Genomic DNA, 15,219 nt, shown 5'->3' on the forward strand with positions numbered 1-15,219 from the left:
CATGACGGGCCGGCCGGGAGCCTCTCTCCTGACCTTCAACCCGTCACGAAGACCGCCTCGGCCCTCTCACTCTCTCCGCGCCGCCATTACGACGGGAGGCAGGTTCCACACCTCCGCGCCGGCCGCGCGATAGGCATCCGCGATAGCCGCGAGCGGCGCGTAGGAGAAGGCACCCCAAGGCGGTGCGCTTGCGGGCTCACCGACCGCCACCATTGGGCCGCGTACCGCGAGATCGCAGACGACCTCGAAGGGGAGAGCGCGGCTGTCGATCACCGGCAGGCCAGCGGCGATGCAGGCCGTCTTGATGGTCTCGTAGTCATGCCCGCTGAGAAATGCGCCGCGGGCGAAGTACAGGGTGAAGCCGCCGCGGCCGATAGCGAGGTGGCCCCCCTCCGTGGTCAGTGCTTCGCGGATGTAGTGGCCGTAGCGCTCCTCCGCCTCTGGCAGGATGAGCGGGGCAGTGGCGTTGCGCCCGCGGGTCACGATACCACCTCTGCCGCGTCCGCGTCGGCGTTGACCGCTTCGGTCTCGGGCGCGAAGGCGAGCAGGTAGTCCGCCCCCTTCGATGCCGCGCTCGCCGCGCGGACGATCGCGCGATTGTCCTCGCGCAGCACTTCCAGCCAGGAGCCGACATAGTCGGCGTGCCGCACCGTCGGCACGATGCCGAGCGCGGCGCACGTGAAGGCTGCGGTCATCTCGGCGACCAGCTCCTCCTGCGCGTACTTCTTCGAGCCGAAGCTGTTGGCGATCTCGCGGCCGAGGCGAGATGATTGCCCCGTCCAGTGGCCGAGCTCATGCAGCGCGGTCCGGTGCCAGTCGATCGGCTGGAAATAGGCCTGCGGCGGCGGCACGCGGATGAAGTCGCCTAGCACGTCGTAGTACGCGCGCTCCCCACCGATGCGAAGGTCGGCGCCGGAGGTAGCGATCAGCGCCTGGACCCGCGGCTCGATGAGCGAGGTATCCGCAGGCGGCGCCGTCGCGGCGAGCTCGGGCGGCAGGCCGTCGCACTGCTCGACATTGAAGACGGTGAAGCGCTTGAGGAAGTGGATCGCGCGGGCGTCCGTGCCCGTCTCCTGCGCGCGCTGCCGCTCCTCGCCGGGGATGAAGCGGTCGGCGTAGACGACGGTCGTGCCGCGCTCGCCCTTGCGCACGCTGCCGCCCAACGCGAGCGCCTGGCGAAAGGTGAGCCAGCTCTGGCCGGCGTAGCCGCGCTCGACGACGGCGCCCCAGAGGATCAGCACGTTAATCCCGGAGTAGCGTCGACTGGTCACGGCGTTCTTCGGCAGCGCGATTGGTGCGGCGACACCGGAGGTTCCCCAGGGCTGCACCCAGGGCAAGCGCCCGGCCTCGAGCTCGGCGATGATCCTGTCGGTGATCTCGTCGTAGAGGTTCGCGCGGTCACCCGAGGCTCGGCCGCTCGGGGCCGGCCGTGTCGCGGAGCGGGTCATGGTGGTTCTCCATGACGGGCCGGCCTCGAGCCTCTCTCTCGGCCCCGAAACCCGTCACGGCGATAGCCGCCAAACTCTCACACTCTTCGGCGCGGTCAGACGTTTGCGTTGCCAGCGGATCACCATCCGATTTGCACGCAGCGACGCGACGCGGCACTACGGCGTTCAATCTCGGCTTTTCTCTGCTCGATAGATGCCGCTGCATGGCGATAGCGATCGTCACGGAGCGGCACATGTCCGAGAATCAGCGCAGCTTCCCCGCTCTTCGCCGAACCCTTCGACGGCACGAGCTTCGGGATCTCGTCCCACTATCGGACACGACGATCTACGAGCTGGAGCAGAGGGGCGAGTTTCCACGACGCTTCCATCTGACGCCGCGTTGCGTGGCTTGGGATTACGCAGAAATCGCAGCATGGCTCGCGGAGCGGCGGCACGGCACTGACCGTGGCGCATCAATGCGCGCGCCAATACCCGATGTCAGGATGCGGCGGACACGGCCTGTGAAGGCATGACGTCTGTGGGCCCAAGCTGCATCGCCGGCGGATAGAGCGTGGGCACCCGCTTCTGTCCGCTGCACCATGCGTCGATCATGTCCGCCCACTCCTGGAGCATGTGTCGACGCTGCGGCTCATACTCCGCCTTGTTGTAGACACCGCGCGATGATCGATTGTCCTCATGGGCAAGGCTTTTCTCGATCCAGTCGCTGTTGAAGCCGAGCTCGTTCAGCAACGTCGCGCCAGTGCGCCGCAGGTCGTGCACCGTGAAGGCGCCCAACGGCAGCCCGCTGGTCTTCGCACGCCCGACAACCGCGTAGATGACGCGATTGAAGGTCGCACGGGACATCGGCTGGTCGGCCTCATAGCGAGAGGGCAACACATAGGGTGAATTGCCAGCGCAGGTTTTCAGCGCGACCATGATGTCGAGTGCCTGTCGCGCGAGATAGACGTTGTGCGCGCGCGAGCGCTTCATGCGCTCCTTCGGAATAGTCCAGACAGCGTTCTCAAAATCTAGGTGCCTATATACGTGTATGACCTTGCCGCACCTTACGGCTTGGGTAACCCCTTCTTTAGGCGCCGCCCGACCAGCTTCACGTCTTCGGCCGCCGGAAGGCTCTCAGGCATCACGCCGCCAATGTCCTTGATGGTCTGGCGTACCTTGGCGCCGACTAGGTAATGGGCGCGATTGGCCGCATCTCGCCCCTTGATGCCTTCCCTCCGAAGCTTGTCTTCCGTCTGCGTCGCGCGAAACAGGTTTGCCGCCAGTTCCGTGCTGCCCATGTGGTCGAGAATGGCCTGCCGAGGCGTCAGGCCCTTTCTGCGCCTGATGCCCGGCACGTCGAGCCCGCCATATAGGCCCTTGTAGCCCTCCGTTTGAAATATCGCGAAGTCCATGCCCTCGCGCACGCCAGCATTCCGGGCCGCGCTGGCCAAGTTCTTGTTGTGAACCTTGATCTCGTCCCGAAGGAGGATGCGCCTCTCCTCTTCGGACAATGGGCGGTATTCTTGGGCCTCTTGGTCGGCGATCTCTTGGCGTCGAGTCTGGATAGCGAAATAGGTCTGCGCGAAGGCAACGGGTCGCTTCTTGCTGTCGCCGTTCTGAGCGATGAGATAGCAGGCGTATCGGCTTAGAACGATGTCATCGATCTCCCGCTCGGCCCCGCTGCCAATGGCGACCATTCTCCCGACGCCGGCAAAATGGTCGGCGCAGTCGTGTCCTGCCTGCTGACAGGCTTCGCGTGCCTTGGTGACCACGCCCAGGAAGTTGTCCCATTTGGTGTATCCAAGCAGGGTCTGGATATCGCGGGCGTACCAAAACTCGTTGCCGTCGTCGTCAGTCTGTCCGGCTGCTTCGAACGCCTCAATCAGCTTCTCGATTGTCTCATCGGACGCCCGAAGGGTTTCAGCTGCCCGAACCTCGGCTGGATTGGTGCGCGCAAGGCGTTCCAGGGCCTCGCCGAACGCCATGTTGGCGAGCTTGCGGGATCGGTCTGCGTCGTCGCTCATGCGATCAATGCCTTGTAGGTGAGGCGCCCATCCGCCCCAGCGATCAGGGCGTCCACCCGAGTCCCTTCGACGGCGGCCCGCCGATTATAGCGCCACGTCGCTTCGTCCACATACCGCGAGAGGTGCTTTGCCGAGACGAAGTGATGGATGCCCACGATCTGCCGCTTCAGCAGGGACCATGCGCCTTCAATCGTGTTGGTGTGCAGGGTGTAGTGCCGAACATACTCGCCCTTGGCGTGGTTGACGGTGTGGTGTGTGTAGCGAGCGCCGAGGCCCCGGAAGCCTGTAAACTCATCTGTCATAAGCGTCGCGCCGGGAGCCACGTGGGAAGTGACGATGCCCTGAACCGTGCTGGCCTTGCGGTCAGGCACAACCATCGCCCGAAGCTCGCCGCCCCGTTCCACCATCCCGAACACCACGGCCTTGCCCTTGCCGCCCTGAGTGCCTCCGGTGCGCTTGCTGGCGTGCTTGTTCTTCTCCTTGCCGCCGACGAAGGTTTCGTCAGCCTCAACAGGCCCGGAGCCGCCCAAGGGGCCGTTGAACGACTTGGTTTCAGCAGCGGCCCGCAGCCGGTGCAGCATGAACCAAGCGGTCTTCTGCGTGACGCCGATGTCCCGGGCGAGGGTCGTGCTGGCGACACCCTTCTTGTGCGTGGTCAGCAGCCAAATCGCCGCCAGCCACTTCCGAAGCGGAACCTTGCTGTCTTCGAAGATCGTGCCGACCTTGATGCTGAACCGGCTGCCGCACGCGGCGCACTTGTGCGTCTTCTTGTCGGCGAAGGTGTAGACCTTGAGGCCGCCGCAGTGGGGGCAAAAGGCGCCGCCGCGCCACCGTACGGACGTGAAGTGCGCGATTGCCGCGTCCTCATCCGGGATCGCGTCGAAGAGTTCCAGGAGGGTGCGGAATTCGGCCATGCCTCCTTCTAACCGACCAAGCCGGTTAGGTCAAGCATGTATATAACTACCAAAATCTACCTCGTCCCAGGTCGCATCGAGCAGCTCGCTCTTGCGCACCATGGTCAGAAGAACGAGGCGCAGCCCGAGCCGTATGGTCGGCAGAGTCGCGACGTGTTCGATCTGGTCGAACAGAATGCGGACTTCTAACGGCGAAAGCGCACGATCCTTCGGCACGAAGGTGGCGATTGATGCCGGCCCCACTTCGTCGGCCGGGTTCGCAATCTTCTCGCCATGCAGGATCGCGTGGCCGTAGATCTGCTTGACGATGTCGCGAACATGGATCGCGGTCGCGGGCGCGCCGCGCTCCTTCACTTTGGCGCAGAGCCCGCGCAGGTCGTCGGGCGTGATCTCCGACAGGAGCCGGTTCTTCCACGACGGCAGGATATCTCGGTCGAAGATCGCCTTGCGCATGGACCGTGTACTGTCGGCCATGCGTGCGCCCTCGAACCAGCGCGCTCCGGCGGCCGCGATGGTGAGTGCTTCTGCTGCGCGGCGCTTCGCGCGCTGCTTCTCCTGGGCGGGCGACTGTCCGGCCGAAACAGTCTTCCGAGCAACGAGGCAGCGCTCCCGGGCTTCGGCAAGCGTCAGTCCGCCAGGTCCGTAGGCGCCGAGGGTCAGCGTTTCGCGGCGCCCGTTCAGCCGATAGTCGTAGCGGAACGAGATCGCTCCTGATGGCAGGACCGCGACATACATACCGTCACGGTCGGCAACCTTGTACGATTTGTCTTTTGGTTTCAGCCTCTTGATGGCGATATCGGTGAGCATGGCATCCTCCTCAGCGACTACGATACGCCCCGCGCCAGGGCCATCCATACCGTCAGAGCCGATACCGTCAAGCCAATTGAAATGATCAATAAAATCCGAGCTTTGTCCGTAAAAACTGGATCGAGCTTGATGGATCTCCAGGCGGGCAAGCTTCAACACGCCGACACTACCCGCCAGTTGATACCGTCAATGATGCCGTCAGATCAACTCGCTTGCGCGCGATAGATCGCGAAGCATATCGCAAGGTAATCTCAATAATTTTCGATACTTAGCGCCGTTGGCGCGATAGGTCTCGAACCATGCCGAAACCTATCGCATCACTCCCACTCGATCGTCCCCGGCGGCTTGCTCGTGATGTCATAGGTCACGCGGTTCACGCCGCGCACCTCGTTCACGATCCGGTTCGCCACGCGCCCCAGGAACCCCATGTCGAAGGGGTAGAACTCCGCCGTCATGCCATCGGTGGATGTCACCGCGCGCAGCGCGCAAGCCATGTCATAGGTCCGCCCGTCACCCATCACGCCCACCGTGCGGACCGGCAGCAGCACCGCGAAGGCCTGCCAGATCGCGTCATACAGCCCGGCCGCGCGGATCTCCTCCAGGTAGATGCTGTCCACCTTCCGCAGCAGGTCCGCCTTCTCCCGCGTCACCTCGCCGGGGATGCGGATGGCCAGGCCAGGCCCCGGGAAGGGGTGGCGGCCCACGATCTCCTCCGGGATGCCCAGTTCGCGGCCCAGCGCGCGCACCTCGTCCTTGAACAGGTCGCGCAGCGGTTCGACCAGCTGCATCCGCATGCCCTCGGGCAGCCCGCCGACATTGTGGTGCGACTTGATCGTCACGCTCGGCCCGCCGGTGGCGGAGACGCTTTCGATCACATCCGGATACAGCGTGCCCTGCGCCAGGAAATCCGCGCCACCCAGCTTGTTCTGCTCCTCCTCGAAGACCTCGATGAACAGCCGCCCGATGGTCTTGCGCTTCACCTCCGGGTCCGTGACGCCGGAGAGCTGGCCGAGGAACAGGTCGGACGCGTCGCGATGGATCAGCTTGATGTTGAAGCGGTCGCGGAAGGTCGCCACCACCTGCGCGGATTCATTCGCCCGCATCAGCCCGTGGTCCACGTAGATGCAGGTGAGCTGGTCGCCGATGGCCTCATGGATCAGCACCGCCGCGACGGAGGAATCGACCCCCCCCGACAGCCCGCAGACCACGCGCCCGGACCCCACCAGCGCGCGGATGCGCGCCACCGCCTCGGCCCGGAAGCCCGCCATGGTCCAGTCGCCGGTGCAGCCGCACACGCCATGGGTGAAGTTGCGCAGCAGCGCCGCGCCGTGCGGCGTATGGACGACTTCGGGGTGGAACATCGTGCCGTAGAAGCGGCGCTCGTCATCGGCGATGACCGAGAAGGGCGCGCCCTCGCTGGAGGCCACCGACCGGAAGCCCGGCGGCAGCGCGGTGATGCGGTCGCCATGCGACATCCACACCTGCTCGCGCGCGCCCTTCGCCCAGACGCCCTGGGTGATGGCGCATTCGCCGGTCACGTCCACGAAGGCGCGGCCGAATTCGCGGTGGTCGGATCCCTCGACCACGCCGCCGAGTTGCGCGGCCAGCGTCTGCTGCCCGTAGCAGATGCCCATGACCGGGACGCCCTGCGTGAAGACGGCATCGGGCGCGCGGGGGCTCTCGCCCTCGTTCACGCTGGCCGGGCCGCCGGACAGGATGATGCCCTTGGGCGCGAAGGCGCGGATGCGCTCCTCCGGCGCCTTGTTGAACGGCCAGACCTCGCAATAGACGCCGGATTCGCGCAGGCGGCGCGCGATCAGCTGCGTCACCTGGCTCCCGAAGTCGAGGATCAGGATGTGGTCGTGGCGGGGGGGGGAGGAAGCGGTGGGGTGGGCCATGGCGGCGTGAAGCATACCGCGGCGCGGCGGGCAAGACGCCGCGACGCAACCATCGCCGCGGCCATGCGCTGGACTCCAGGCATCCTGGAGAACCGCCATGACCACGCTGATCGTCCTCATTGTCGTGCTGCTGATGTTCGGCGGCGGCGGGTACTATGGCTACCGGTCGGGTCGCTACGGCGGCACCGGCTTCGGCGGCATCCTCGGCCTGCTGGTGGTGGTGCTGGTGCTCTACCTGGTGTTCGGCGGCGGCTTCGCGGCCGGCCCCGTGATGCGCTGACCGCGCGGCCCGGCGGCGGCGCTACCTATCCTGCGCCGGGGCCGTCGCCGCCAGCAGCGCCTCGATCGGGTCCCACACATAGGCGGATTGCTCGACCGCCTGGCCGCCCACGCGGATGCCTTCGCGCGCCGCTTCGCGCCCGCCCAGATGGCTGTAGAACCACCGCGTCGGGTTGTCGCGCAGCACCCACAGCATGGCCGACCGGCAGCCCATGACGCGCAGATGCGCCCCCATGGCGCGCATCAGCCGCCGGCCGGCGCCGCGTTCGCGCCAATCCTCCAGCAGGTACAGCGTCTCGACCTCGCCATCCGCGATGCCGGGCCGGCGCGACCGCCCGCCCGAGGCGAAGCCGACCACCGCCGACGCGCCCTCCGCCCCGCCGGCGACGGCGACGAACACCGCATGCCCCTCGCGCCGGTCCAGGATGGCGCGCTGGTAGAAGCCCGCCAGCCGCACCGCGCTCAATGACGCCAGGTAGGCCTCGGGCAGGATGCCGGCATAGCTCGACCGCCACACCTGCGCGTGGATCTCCCCGATCGCCGGTGCATCGGCGGGCCGCGCGCGGCGGATGCTGATCACGCCGCGCGCTCCAGCACCGCGCAGAAGAAGCCGTCCGTCCCCTGGGCGCCGGGCGACAACGACAGGAAGGGCCCCGCGCAGGGCGCGGCGACACCCGGCACCAGCGCCGTCCACAGACCATCGATCGGCACCGGCACGAAGCGACCTTCGCCACGCGCCAGGAAGCGTTCCATCTGCTCCTCGTTCTCCTCTGGCAGGAGGGAACAGGTAGCGTAGATCAACCGACCGCCCGGGCGCACCAATTCTGCGGCCCTGGCGAGAATATCATGTTGCACCGCAACAAGTTCGGCCAGGTCCTCCGGCTGCGTCCGCAGCCGCGCATCAGGGTTGCGCCGCCAGGTGCCGGTGCCGGTGCAGGGCGCATCGACCAGCACGCGGTCGAAGCTGCCCGCGCGGCGCTTGGCCCAACGGTCCCCGGGCGCCAGCAGGTGGCGTTCCGCATTGTCCACGCCGGCGCGCTTCAGGCGCTTGGCCGCGCCCTCCAGCCGCGGGGGGGAGGTGTCGCAGGCGGTGATCCGGCCCCGATTGCCCATCGTCGCGGCCATCGCCAGCGTCTTGCCGGCGGCCCCCGCGCAGTAATCCGCCACGCGCATCCCGGGCCGCGCATCGGCCAGCAGGGCGATCAGCTGGCTGCCCTCGTCCTGCACCTCGACCAGCCCTTCGCGATAGGCCGCGCTGCCGGTGATCGGGCGGCGCGCCGGCAGGCGCAGCCCCCAGGGCGAAAACCGCGTCGGCGTGCTGCCGATGCCCTCCGCCGCCAGCAGCGCCGCCGCGCGGCCGCGGTCGCCCTTCAGCAGGTTGGCGCGCAGGTCGACCGGGGCATCGCCTTCCAGCGCGGCCGCCTCGGCCGCCAGGGCGGCGCCGAAGCGCCGGCGCAAGGCGGGCAGCACCCAATCGGGCAGGTTCAGGCGCGGGCCATCCGGCATGGCCGGGTCAACCAGCGCACGCCCGGCCAGCGCCGCGGCGGCGCGCCGTTCCCCGGCATCGAGCACCGGCGGGCCGTAATGCGTGCCGTCGAACACCGCCTCCACCGCCTGGCGGGCGCGGCCGTGGTCGTCGCCCTGCCCGGCCAGGAGCATCTGCGCCAGCAGCAGCAGACGCGGCGTCGATGCCATGCCGATCCGCGCCAGGTGCCACTCCAGCCGCAGCCGCTGGCGCACCACGCCCCAGGCGTGTTCCGCCACCGCGCGCCGGTCGCCGCCGCCGATGAAGCGCCGCTCGCGGAAGAAATCCGCCGCCACCGCATCCGCCGGGCGCCGCCGCGCGCCGGGCGCGAAGCAGTGCTCCTCCAGCGTGCCCAGCAGCGCGATCGCTGCCGCCACTCGTGCCGATGGGGTCACGCGACCAGGTCTTGCAGGCCGGAGAGATCCCGCAGCACCGGCACCCCGGCGGCATCGAGCCCGTATTCGTCCGGCGCCGCGGCCCGCTTCACGCGCACCACGCGCATGTTGAAGGCATGCGCCGCCTGCGCGTCCCAGGCATTGGCCGACACGAACACCAGGCGGTCCGGCGGGCAGCCATATTGCCGCGTGGCCAGGCGATAGACCCGCGGGTCGGGCTTGAACACGCCGACCTCCTCGACCGACAGCACCTCGTCGACCAGCGGCGCGATCCCGGCCGCCTCCAGCGCATCCGCCAGCATCCCCGGCGTGCCGTTGGACAGGATGGCGGTGCCGATGCCCTGTTCGCGCAGCCCCTGCAGCATCGCGGGAACCTCGGGATAGGGCGGCAGGGTGCGATAGGCCTGCATCAGGTCAACCGCCAGGGCGCGGTCGGCGATGCCATGGCGGGCGAAGACGAAATCGAGCGCATCACGCGTGCACAACCAGAAATCCTCGTGATGGGCGGCGCCGGTCAGGCTCCGCACCCAGGTGTATTCGAGCTGCTTCGCCCGCCATTCGGCCGACAGCGCCTCCCAGCGCGGGCCAAGCCGCGCGGCCTGCGCGGCCATCGCGGCATTGATGTCGAGCAGCGTCCCATAGGCATCGAAGATGACCGCTTCCGGCGCGGACATGGCGTGGTTCCCCGGCGTGATCCCGGCCGACCGAAGGGCCGGCCGGCATGCGCGCAGGGTTGGTGTGGCGGCTGCGCGCGAAAGACTGCGCGGCCAGGATGAACCGGATGCCCGCGCCGCGCCAAGGGTCGTGATCGATCCCGGCGCGGTGGCGCCCTACCCCTCGGCGCGGTAGTTCGGTGCCTCGCGCGTCACCGCCACGTCATGCACATGGCTTTCGCGCAGGCCGGCGCCGGTGATGCGGCGGAAGCGCGCATTGGATTGCAGGTCCGGGATGGTCGCGCAGCCGGTATAGCCCATCGCCGCGCGCAGCCCGCCCACCATCTGGTGCAGCACCGCCCCCACCGGTCCCTTGTAGCCGACGCGCCCTTCCACGCCTTCCGGCACCAGCTTCAGGCTGTCCTGCACCTCGGCCTGGAAGTAGCGGTCGGCCGAACCGCGCGCCATCGCCCCCAGCGAGCCCATGCCGCGATAGGATTTGTAGGACCGCCCCTGGTACAGGAAGACCTCGCCGGGGGCTTCGTCGGTGCCGGCGAAGACGCTGCCCATCATCGCGCAATCGGCGCCGGCGGCGAGCGCCTTGGCCAGGTCCCCCGAGGTGCGGATGCCGCCATCGGCAATCGCCGGCACGCCGCGTTCGCGCGCCGCGGCGGCGCTCTCCATCACCGCGGTCAGCTGCGGCACGCCCACGCCGGCCACGATGCGCGTGGTGCAGATGCTGCCCGGCCCGATGCCGACCTTGACCGCATCGGCGCCGGCGTCGATCAGCGCCAGAGCGCCCTCGGGTGTCGCGATATTGCCGGCCACGACCTGCACGTGGTTCGACAGGCGCTTGATGCGCTCGACCGCCTCCATCACGCCGTGGGAGTGGCCATGGGCGGTGTCCACCACCACCACATCGACCTCGGCGGCCACCAGCAACTCGGCGCGCTTCAGCCCGTCCTCGCCGACCCCGGTGGCGGCCGCGACGCGCAGCCGGCCCATCGCGTCCTTCACGGCATTGGGGTTGGCGTGCGCCTTGTCCATGTCCTTCACGGTGACCAGGCCGACGCAACGGAAGGCATCGTCCACCACCAGCAGCTTCTCGATCCGGTGCTTGTGCAGCAGGGCGCGGGCCTGGTCGGGCGTGACCTCGGGGCCGGTGGTGATGAGGTTTTCCCGCGTCATCAGCTCATAGACCCGCAGGTTCGGGTCGGTGGCGAAGCGCACGTCGCGGTTGGTGATGATGCCGACCAGCCGGCCCGACCCACGCTCGACCACCGGGATGCCGCTGATGCGGTGGCGGTCCTGCAGGGCACGCACCTCGGCCAGCGTCTGGTCCGGATGCACGGTCAGCGGGTTCACCACCATGCCCGATTCGTACTTCTTGACCTGGCGCACCTGCGCGGCCTGGTCCTCGGGGGACAGGTTCTTGTGGATCACGCCAAGCCCGCCCGCCTGCGCCATGGCGATCGCCATGTTCGCCTCGGTCACCGTGTCCATCGCGGCCGCGATCAGCGGGATGTTCAGCGTGATCTCCCGCGTGACGCGCGTGCGCGTGTCGGTCTGGGAGGGCAGCACGGTGGAATAGGCCGGCACCAGCAGCACGTCGTCGAAGGCATAGGCCTCCTCGATCCGGCTGAGGCCGCTGCGCGACGAAGGGGGGGTGGTGTCGGGGGCCATGGGGGACCTTTCGGTGTCCGTACCTTGGCGGCCCTCCTTAGTCGTGTGGGGGGGGCGGGGCAAGGGAAGGAAACAAGAAAGGTCGGGGGAGGAGAACCTCCCCCGAATCCCCCTCCCTTCTTTGGGGCGTTGGGCGGGAGCGCCGGGCGGTCAGGAAGCACCCACGTCCTCAGGGCGCCCGGGGTCCTGCATCCAGGCCGGGATGTCACGCTGGGCATGCAGCACCCGCCAGACATCCAGGTGGTCCGCTCCCGCGCGGTAGAACACAAGGTACGGATGGCGCCGCAGCGGCCAGGCGCGCAGCCCGTCCAGGCGCAACTCGTCGGCATACCGCGGCGAGCCGGCGGCCGGATGCCGCGCCATCCGCCGGAAAGCCCGCTCCAGCGCATCGATGAAGGCCAGCGCGACCGAATTGCCGGCCTCTGCGGCATGATAAGCAATCGCCTGGTCGATGTCCTGCCGGGCAGCCTCGCGCAGGATGACCGGCTTGTCGGTCACGCCCGCTTCGGTTGGCGCAGGCCGTCGCGCAGCGCGTCGAAATAGGCGGCATCCGCCGGCGCCGTCGGCGGCGAGGCGGCGCCATCGAGCAACAGGCCGCGCAGGCGTTCACGATCCTGGTCCTTGCGGATGAGGTCGCGGATGTACTCGCTGCTGGTGCCGTAGCCGCGCGCGGTGACCTGGTCGTCCACGAAGGCCTTGAGCGCGTCCGGCAGGGAGACGTTCATGGTGGTCATGCGGTCGGACCTAGCGGGCTTGGCAAAATTTGGCAAGGTTTTTTGGCCTGCGCTGCGGCCTGTCCGCGACGATCCCGTCACGGGGTTCGGCAAGCCGAAACCGCTGAAGGGGCCGCAGGCCGGGTACCATCGGGTCGACCTGATGCAGTGCCGGTACCACGACGAGTGAGCAAGACTCGCTTGGCTTTGCCCGATACGCCGGACTCCGCGGGTCAGCGTCTCTCGGCTTCACCGAGATAGAATCGTGCGGCCGTTGCGCGAAACAGATCATCGATCTGGCGTATATCTACCTGATTTTCCTTTCTGGTAATGTATCTATATCGAAGAACAACACCAGGAAATAGAAAATACCCCTCCCTATCTCCCGCTCCATTGCGGTATTCAAATGTACTTGGCCACGAATTTATTCTGATATACGTGGGATCGCCGGGTTGCGAGCGCTGCTCCTGGTCGGTGAACCAAAAATATCTGATGCCCGGATCTCGTCGATCTACCACGAATCCGCTTGCATCTGCTGCTGCCACGTTGCGAGAGCGGTCCAACATGGTGGCGCAGTATCGGCGTCCGCTCTCGAATTCCTGGCTGTTGCAGTGCGTGCGAGCCCTGTCTCTATATACTTCGAGGGCGAACAGTACTTCTGGTCTCGATACCCGACCCGACGATGCAGGACCGTCGTAGAACCATGACTCGGCCCCAGTTCCCTGAACGAAGATGGACACGGGGCGATCGCTGAACGGCCCGGCCCACCAGAGCTCCGCCGCAGCACGATCGGCGACCACGTCTGCCAGCGAGGCGGACCGGGCAACTGTCTTCAAAGGCTGGATCGGGTCCCGCCGGTAGCCATGCATGAACTGCACTCGCCCCACCGGCATGTCCGGCGGGAACGCAAACCGGTGCCCGTAAATCTCGATCACCACCCGCCCATCCGGCAGGCGTTCCCACGCCCGCGCCGCCTCGGCCCGCGCCGACCCGGCCGCCAGGCCCACGCCCAGCAGCACGCCCAGCATCAGGACCAACCGCCAGACCAGTCCCCGACCTTGTTGCGACATCACCTGCATGGCTGTGAAATTTCAGTCGGCGGCATGCTCTACTCCCTGCCAAGACATTGCAGAAGCGCATCACCAATTTGTCGTCCAGGGCTCCAGTACCCGCGTCACGGCCGCGTCGAGCTTCTCGAACATCCATGCAGTTGCGCCAGAACGGACGACGGTTTCGACCGACACCGAAGGGCCGCTGGGCCACAGGGGCGGTGTCTGGCTGTGTCGCCGGTAGAGGATTACCTCGGTGAGCAGCACCGTCGCGACCCGGGCCGGCGGAGGCACGATCAGATCCTGGCTGATGTCGCGAATGTAGAATTGGATCTCGATGCGCAGGGCATTGTCGCGCTCGGCTCGCGGGAGGAGGACGTCGAACGGCAAAGGCACGGGACGGGGTGCCGAGCGTATGCTTGACGGTGAACGCGGCACCGAAAGCAAGGTTTGACCCAGCGCCCTGGCGCGTTGGTCGATCACGGACGGGCGAGAGAAATCGCCAGCCAGATCGTTGCGGATCAATCCATCGGCCCGGGCCTGTGGCGGATCGCCGCTGACGATCTCTGGTCGCAATCCGTGCCAGCCCCGGTCACCGGCATCCTGTACCTGGACCCGGGCACTGACGCTGATGTGCCGCACGCCATCGAGCCACAGCACAAGGGGTCCGGGCGCCCCCATGATCTGTGCATCGGCTCGACGCGCTGAAAGCGACCCAACGCCGCCAAAGGCCGCCATCGCGAAGGCGCCCAGCAAGCGGCGTGGGACTGCCAGGCGCTCCGTAACCTTCATGGCCCGCGCCTACGGGACGCCAGTGCGTCGCCCCAACGGCGCGCAAGGCACAGCCACGAAGGGCGAAGCAGGAGGATCGACAGCATCCCCGCTCCAGGAAACCTGGGCATCTTGTACACCACAACCTCCGCGCGATCGACGCCGGGCTTTTGACATCTTCTTGGCACCGCCCGGCACCAAACCCTGGACTTTCCAGCGCCAATCGTGTTAGGAAAAAAACCTTAGATCAGTGCCCAACCCGCTCTTTGACCCGACCCCCATCCGCTCCCCCAGGCACCCCGCCCGCTCGGCCCTGGGGAATTTGTCCGAAAGCAACGCGCCTCTGCGCCCGCCTAAAGTCCTAAAACCCTAAAGCCCCACCCCCCGGAACCCGACCCCCACCACATACATCTCCGCGCTGTCCTTCCGGCTCGCCGGCGGCTTCACGTGCTTCACGCCGGCGAAGTCGCGCTTCAGCACCGCCAGCATCTCCGCCTCCGTCCCGCCCTGCAGCACCTTCGCCGCAAACGCCCCGCCCGGCGCCAGCACGCGCCGCGCGAAATCCAGCGCGATCTCCGCCAGCCCCATGATCCGCAGATGGTCGGTCGAGGTATGCCCCGTGGTGTTCGGCGCCATGTCCGACAGCACCAGGTCCGCCCGCCCGCCCATCGCCGCGATCACGCGCGCCTCCGCCTCGGCCTCCTGGAAGTCGCCCAGCAGCACGGTGGCCCCCGCCACAGGGTCCATCGGCAGGATGTCGATCGCGACCACCTGGCCGCGCGGCCCGACCGCCTGCACCGCCACCTGCGTCCACCCGCCCGGCGCGGCACCGAGGTCCACCACCCGCATCCCCGGCTTGAGCAGGTGCAGCTTCTCATCCATCTCCAGCAGCTTGAACGCGGCGCGCGATCGCAGCCCGCGCGCCTTCGCCGCCTTCACATAGGGGTCGTTCAATTGCCGCGTCAGCCAGCGCTGCGACGCGCTGGACCGGCCCTCGGCGGTCTTGAGCCGCGTGGACATGCCCCGGCCGCCGGGCGGTTGCTTCGCCATGTTCACATATCCCCAGCGCGCGCCGGCGCTC

Annotated in this window: 16 protein-coding genes and 2 pseudogenes; 2 read left to right on the top strand and 16 right to left on the bottom strand. The window is 67.6% G+C overall.

From position 1 onward, the window contains the following. Positions 1-66: 66 nt before the first annotated feature. Together LQ222_RS06990 and LQ222_RS06995 are read right to left on the bottom strand one after the other, a co-directional pair. Positions 67-483, bottom strand: coding sequence for a hypothetical protein (locus tag LQ222_RS06990; RefSeq protein ID WP_230165389.1), 417 nt, complete (start codon positions 481-483; stop codon positions 67-69). Continuing rightward, positions 480-1,448 (bottom strand): ArdC family protein, encoded by a 969-nt coding sequence (locus LQ222_RS06995; RefSeq protein WP_230165391.1) that lies wholly within the window; start codon positions 1,446-1,448, stop codon positions 480-482. Before LQ222_RS06995 ends, LQ222_RS06990 begins: the two co-directional genes overlap by 4 nt. A 233-nt stretch (positions 1,449-1,681) precedes the next feature. Between LQ222_RS06995 and LQ222_RS07000 the strand changes: the two genes are divergently transcribed. Then, positions 1,682-1,960: an AlpA family transcriptional regulator gene (locus LQ222_RS07000; protein ID WP_230165393.1), complete on the top strand. Its 279-nt coding sequence runs from the start codon at positions 1,682-1,684 to the stop codon at positions 1,958-1,960. Here the strand turns inward: LQ222_RS07000 and LQ222_RS07005 are convergent. From LQ222_RS07005 to guaA, 5 genes and pseudogenes are all read right to left on the bottom strand, one after another. Beyond that, positions 1,926-2,471: pseudogene (locus tag LQ222_RS07005) on the bottom strand (tyrosine-type recombinase/integrase); the annotation flags it as partial. The gene LQ222_RS07000 and the pseudogene LQ222_RS07005 sit on opposite strands and share 35 nt — an antisense overlap. Positions 2,472-2,491: 20 nt before the next feature. Continuing rightward, positions 2,492-3,451, bottom strand: coding sequence for a DNA damage-inducible protein D (gene dinD / locus LQ222_RS07010; protein WP_230165394.1), 960 nt, complete (start codon positions 3,449-3,451; stop codon positions 2,492-2,494). Continuing rightward, a complete protein-coding gene (locus LQ222_RS07015) occupies positions 3,448-4,365 on the bottom strand; it encodes an IS1595 family transposase (protein ID WP_230165395.1) in 918 nt (305 codons plus the stop codon). The genes dinD and LQ222_RS07015 overlap by 4 nt, the downstream gene beginning before the upstream one ends. Before the next feature lie 51 nt (positions 4,366-4,416). Beyond that, positions 4,417-5,172, bottom strand: a pseudogene (locus tag LQ222_RS07020) (tyrosine-type recombinase/integrase); the annotation flags it as partial. Positions 5,173-5,489: 317 nt separating this feature from the next. Then, positions 5,490-7,070: a glutamine-hydrolyzing GMP synthase gene (gene guaA / locus LQ222_RS07025; RefSeq protein WP_230165397.1), complete on the bottom strand. Its 1,581-nt coding sequence runs from the start codon at positions 7,068-7,070 to the stop codon at positions 5,490-5,492. A 97-nt stretch (positions 7,071-7,167) separates the two neighbouring features. Between guaA and LQ222_RS07030 the strand changes: the two genes are divergently transcribed. Further along, the gene (locus tag LQ222_RS07030; protein WP_230165398.1) at positions 7,168-7,350 is read left to right on the top strand and encodes a DUF3309 domain-containing protein; all 183 of its coding nucleotides are present in this window, start codon (positions 7,168-7,170) and stop codon (positions 7,348-7,350) included. Positions 7,351-7,371: 21 nt separating this feature from the next. Here the strand turns inward: LQ222_RS07030 and LQ222_RS07035 are convergent, their stop codons facing one another. The 9 genes from LQ222_RS07035 to LQ222_RS07075 all read right to left on the bottom strand — a co-directional run bounded on the left by LQ222_RS07035 (position 7,372) and on the right by LQ222_RS07075 (position 15,188). Then, entirely contained in the window at positions 7,372-7,929 is a 558-nt protein-coding gene (locus LQ222_RS07035) for a GNAT family N-acetyltransferase (RefSeq protein ID WP_230165399.1), read from the bottom strand. Next, positions 7,926-9,269, bottom strand: a complete 1,344-nt coding sequence (locus LQ222_RS07040) for an RsmB/NOP family class I SAM-dependent RNA methyltransferase (RefSeq protein WP_230165401.1) — start codon at positions 9,267-9,269, stop codon at positions 7,926-7,928. The genes LQ222_RS07035 and LQ222_RS07040 overlap by 4 nt, the downstream gene beginning before the upstream one ends. Continuing rightward, entirely contained in the window at positions 9,266-9,943 is a 678-nt protein-coding gene (locus LQ222_RS07045; protein ID WP_230165403.1) for a haloacid dehalogenase type II, read from the bottom strand. Before LQ222_RS07045 ends, LQ222_RS07040 begins: the two co-directional genes overlap by 4 nt. Before the next feature lie 156 nt (positions 9,944-10,099). Then, positions 10,100-11,605 (bottom strand): IMP dehydrogenase, encoded by a 1,506-nt coding sequence (guaB, locus tag LQ222_RS07050; protein ID WP_230165404.1) that lies wholly within the window; start codon positions 11,603-11,605, stop codon positions 10,100-10,102. A 150-nt stretch (positions 11,606-11,755) separates the two neighbouring features. Continuing rightward, on the bottom strand, positions 11,756-12,103 hold the full coding sequence (locus tag LQ222_RS07055) for a type II toxin-antitoxin system RelE/ParE family toxin (RefSeq protein WP_230165405.1): 348 nt from the start codon (positions 12,101-12,103) through the stop codon (positions 11,756-11,758). Further along, positions 12,100-12,339, bottom strand: a complete 240-nt coding sequence (locus LQ222_RS07060; protein ID WP_230165406.1) for a type II toxin-antitoxin system ParD family antitoxin — start codon at positions 12,337-12,339, stop codon at positions 12,100-12,102. The genes LQ222_RS07055 and LQ222_RS07060 overlap by 4 nt, the downstream gene beginning before the upstream one ends. Before the next feature lie 212 nt (positions 12,340-12,551). Further along, positions 12,552-13,397: a hypothetical protein gene (locus LQ222_RS07065; RefSeq protein WP_230165407.1), complete on the bottom strand. Its 846-nt coding sequence runs from the start codon at positions 13,395-13,397 to the stop codon at positions 12,552-12,554. A gap of 60 nt (positions 13,398-13,457) precedes the next feature. Continuing rightward, positions 13,458-14,159 carry a hypothetical protein gene (locus LQ222_RS07070; RefSeq protein WP_230165408.1) on the bottom strand — a complete coding sequence of 234 codons (702 nt, stop codon included), beginning with the start codon at positions 14,157-14,159 and terminating at the stop codon, positions 13,458-13,460. Positions 14,160-14,507: 348 nt separating this feature from the next. Then, positions 14,508-15,188 (bottom strand): RlmE family RNA methyltransferase, encoded by a 681-nt coding sequence (locus LQ222_RS07075; protein ID WP_230165409.1) that lies wholly within the window; start codon positions 15,186-15,188, stop codon positions 14,508-14,510. Positions 15,189-15,219 lie beyond the last annotated feature (31 nt).

The sequence above is a fragment of the Roseomonas sp. CECT 9278 genome (assembly GCF_918698155.1).
Classification (GTDB): Bacteria; Pseudomonadota; Alphaproteobacteria; order Acetobacterales; family Acetobacteraceae; genus Neoroseomonas.

Bases quoted from the DNA above. Each gene is read 5' to 3' on its own strand.
- dinD (WP_230165394.1), bottom strand. From the start codon at position 3,451: ATGAGCGACGACGCAGACCGATCCCGCAAGCTCGCCAACATGGCGTTC.
- LQ222_RS07030 (WP_230165398.1), top strand. From the start codon at position 7,168: ATGACCACGCTGATCGTCCTCATTGTCGTGCTGCTGATGTTCGGCGGC.
- guaB (WP_230165404.1), bottom strand. From the start codon at position 11,605: ATGGCCCCCGACACCACCCCCCCTTCGTCGCGCAGCGGCCTCAGCCGG.
- LQ222_RS06995 (WP_230165391.1), bottom strand. From the start codon at position 1,448: ATGACCCGCTCCGCGACACGGCCGGCCCCGAGCGGCCGAGCCTCGGGT.
- guaA (WP_230165397.1), bottom strand. From the start codon at position 7,070: ATGGCCCACCCCACCGCTTCCTCCCCCCCCCGCCACGACCACATCCTG.
- LQ222_RS07045 (WP_230165403.1), bottom strand. From the start codon at position 9,943: ATGTCCGCGCCGGAAGCGGTCATCTTCGATGCCTATGGGACGCTGCTC.
- LQ222_RS07000 (WP_230165393.1), top strand. From the start codon at position 1,682: ATGTCCGAGAATCAGCGCAGCTTCCCCGCTCTTCGCCGAACCCTTCGA.
- LQ222_RS07060 (WP_230165406.1), bottom strand. From the start codon at position 12,339: ATGACCACCATGAACGTCTCCCTGCCGGACGCGCTCAAGGCCTTCGTG.
- LQ222_RS07070 (WP_230165408.1), bottom strand. From the start codon at position 14,159: ATGAAGGTTACGGAGCGCCTGGCAGTCCCACGCCGCTTGCTGGGCGCC.
- LQ222_RS07015 (WP_230165395.1), bottom strand. From the start codon at position 4,365: ATGGCCGAATTCCGCACCCTCCTGGAACTCTTCGACGCGATCCCGGAT.
- LQ222_RS07075 (WP_230165409.1), bottom strand. From the start codon at position 15,188: ATGGCGAAGCAACCGCCCGGCGGCCGGGGCATGTCCACGCGGCTCAAG.
- LQ222_RS07065 (WP_230165407.1), bottom strand. From the start codon at position 13,397: ATGCAGGTGATGTCGCAACAAGGTCGGGGACTGGTCTGGCGGTTGGTC.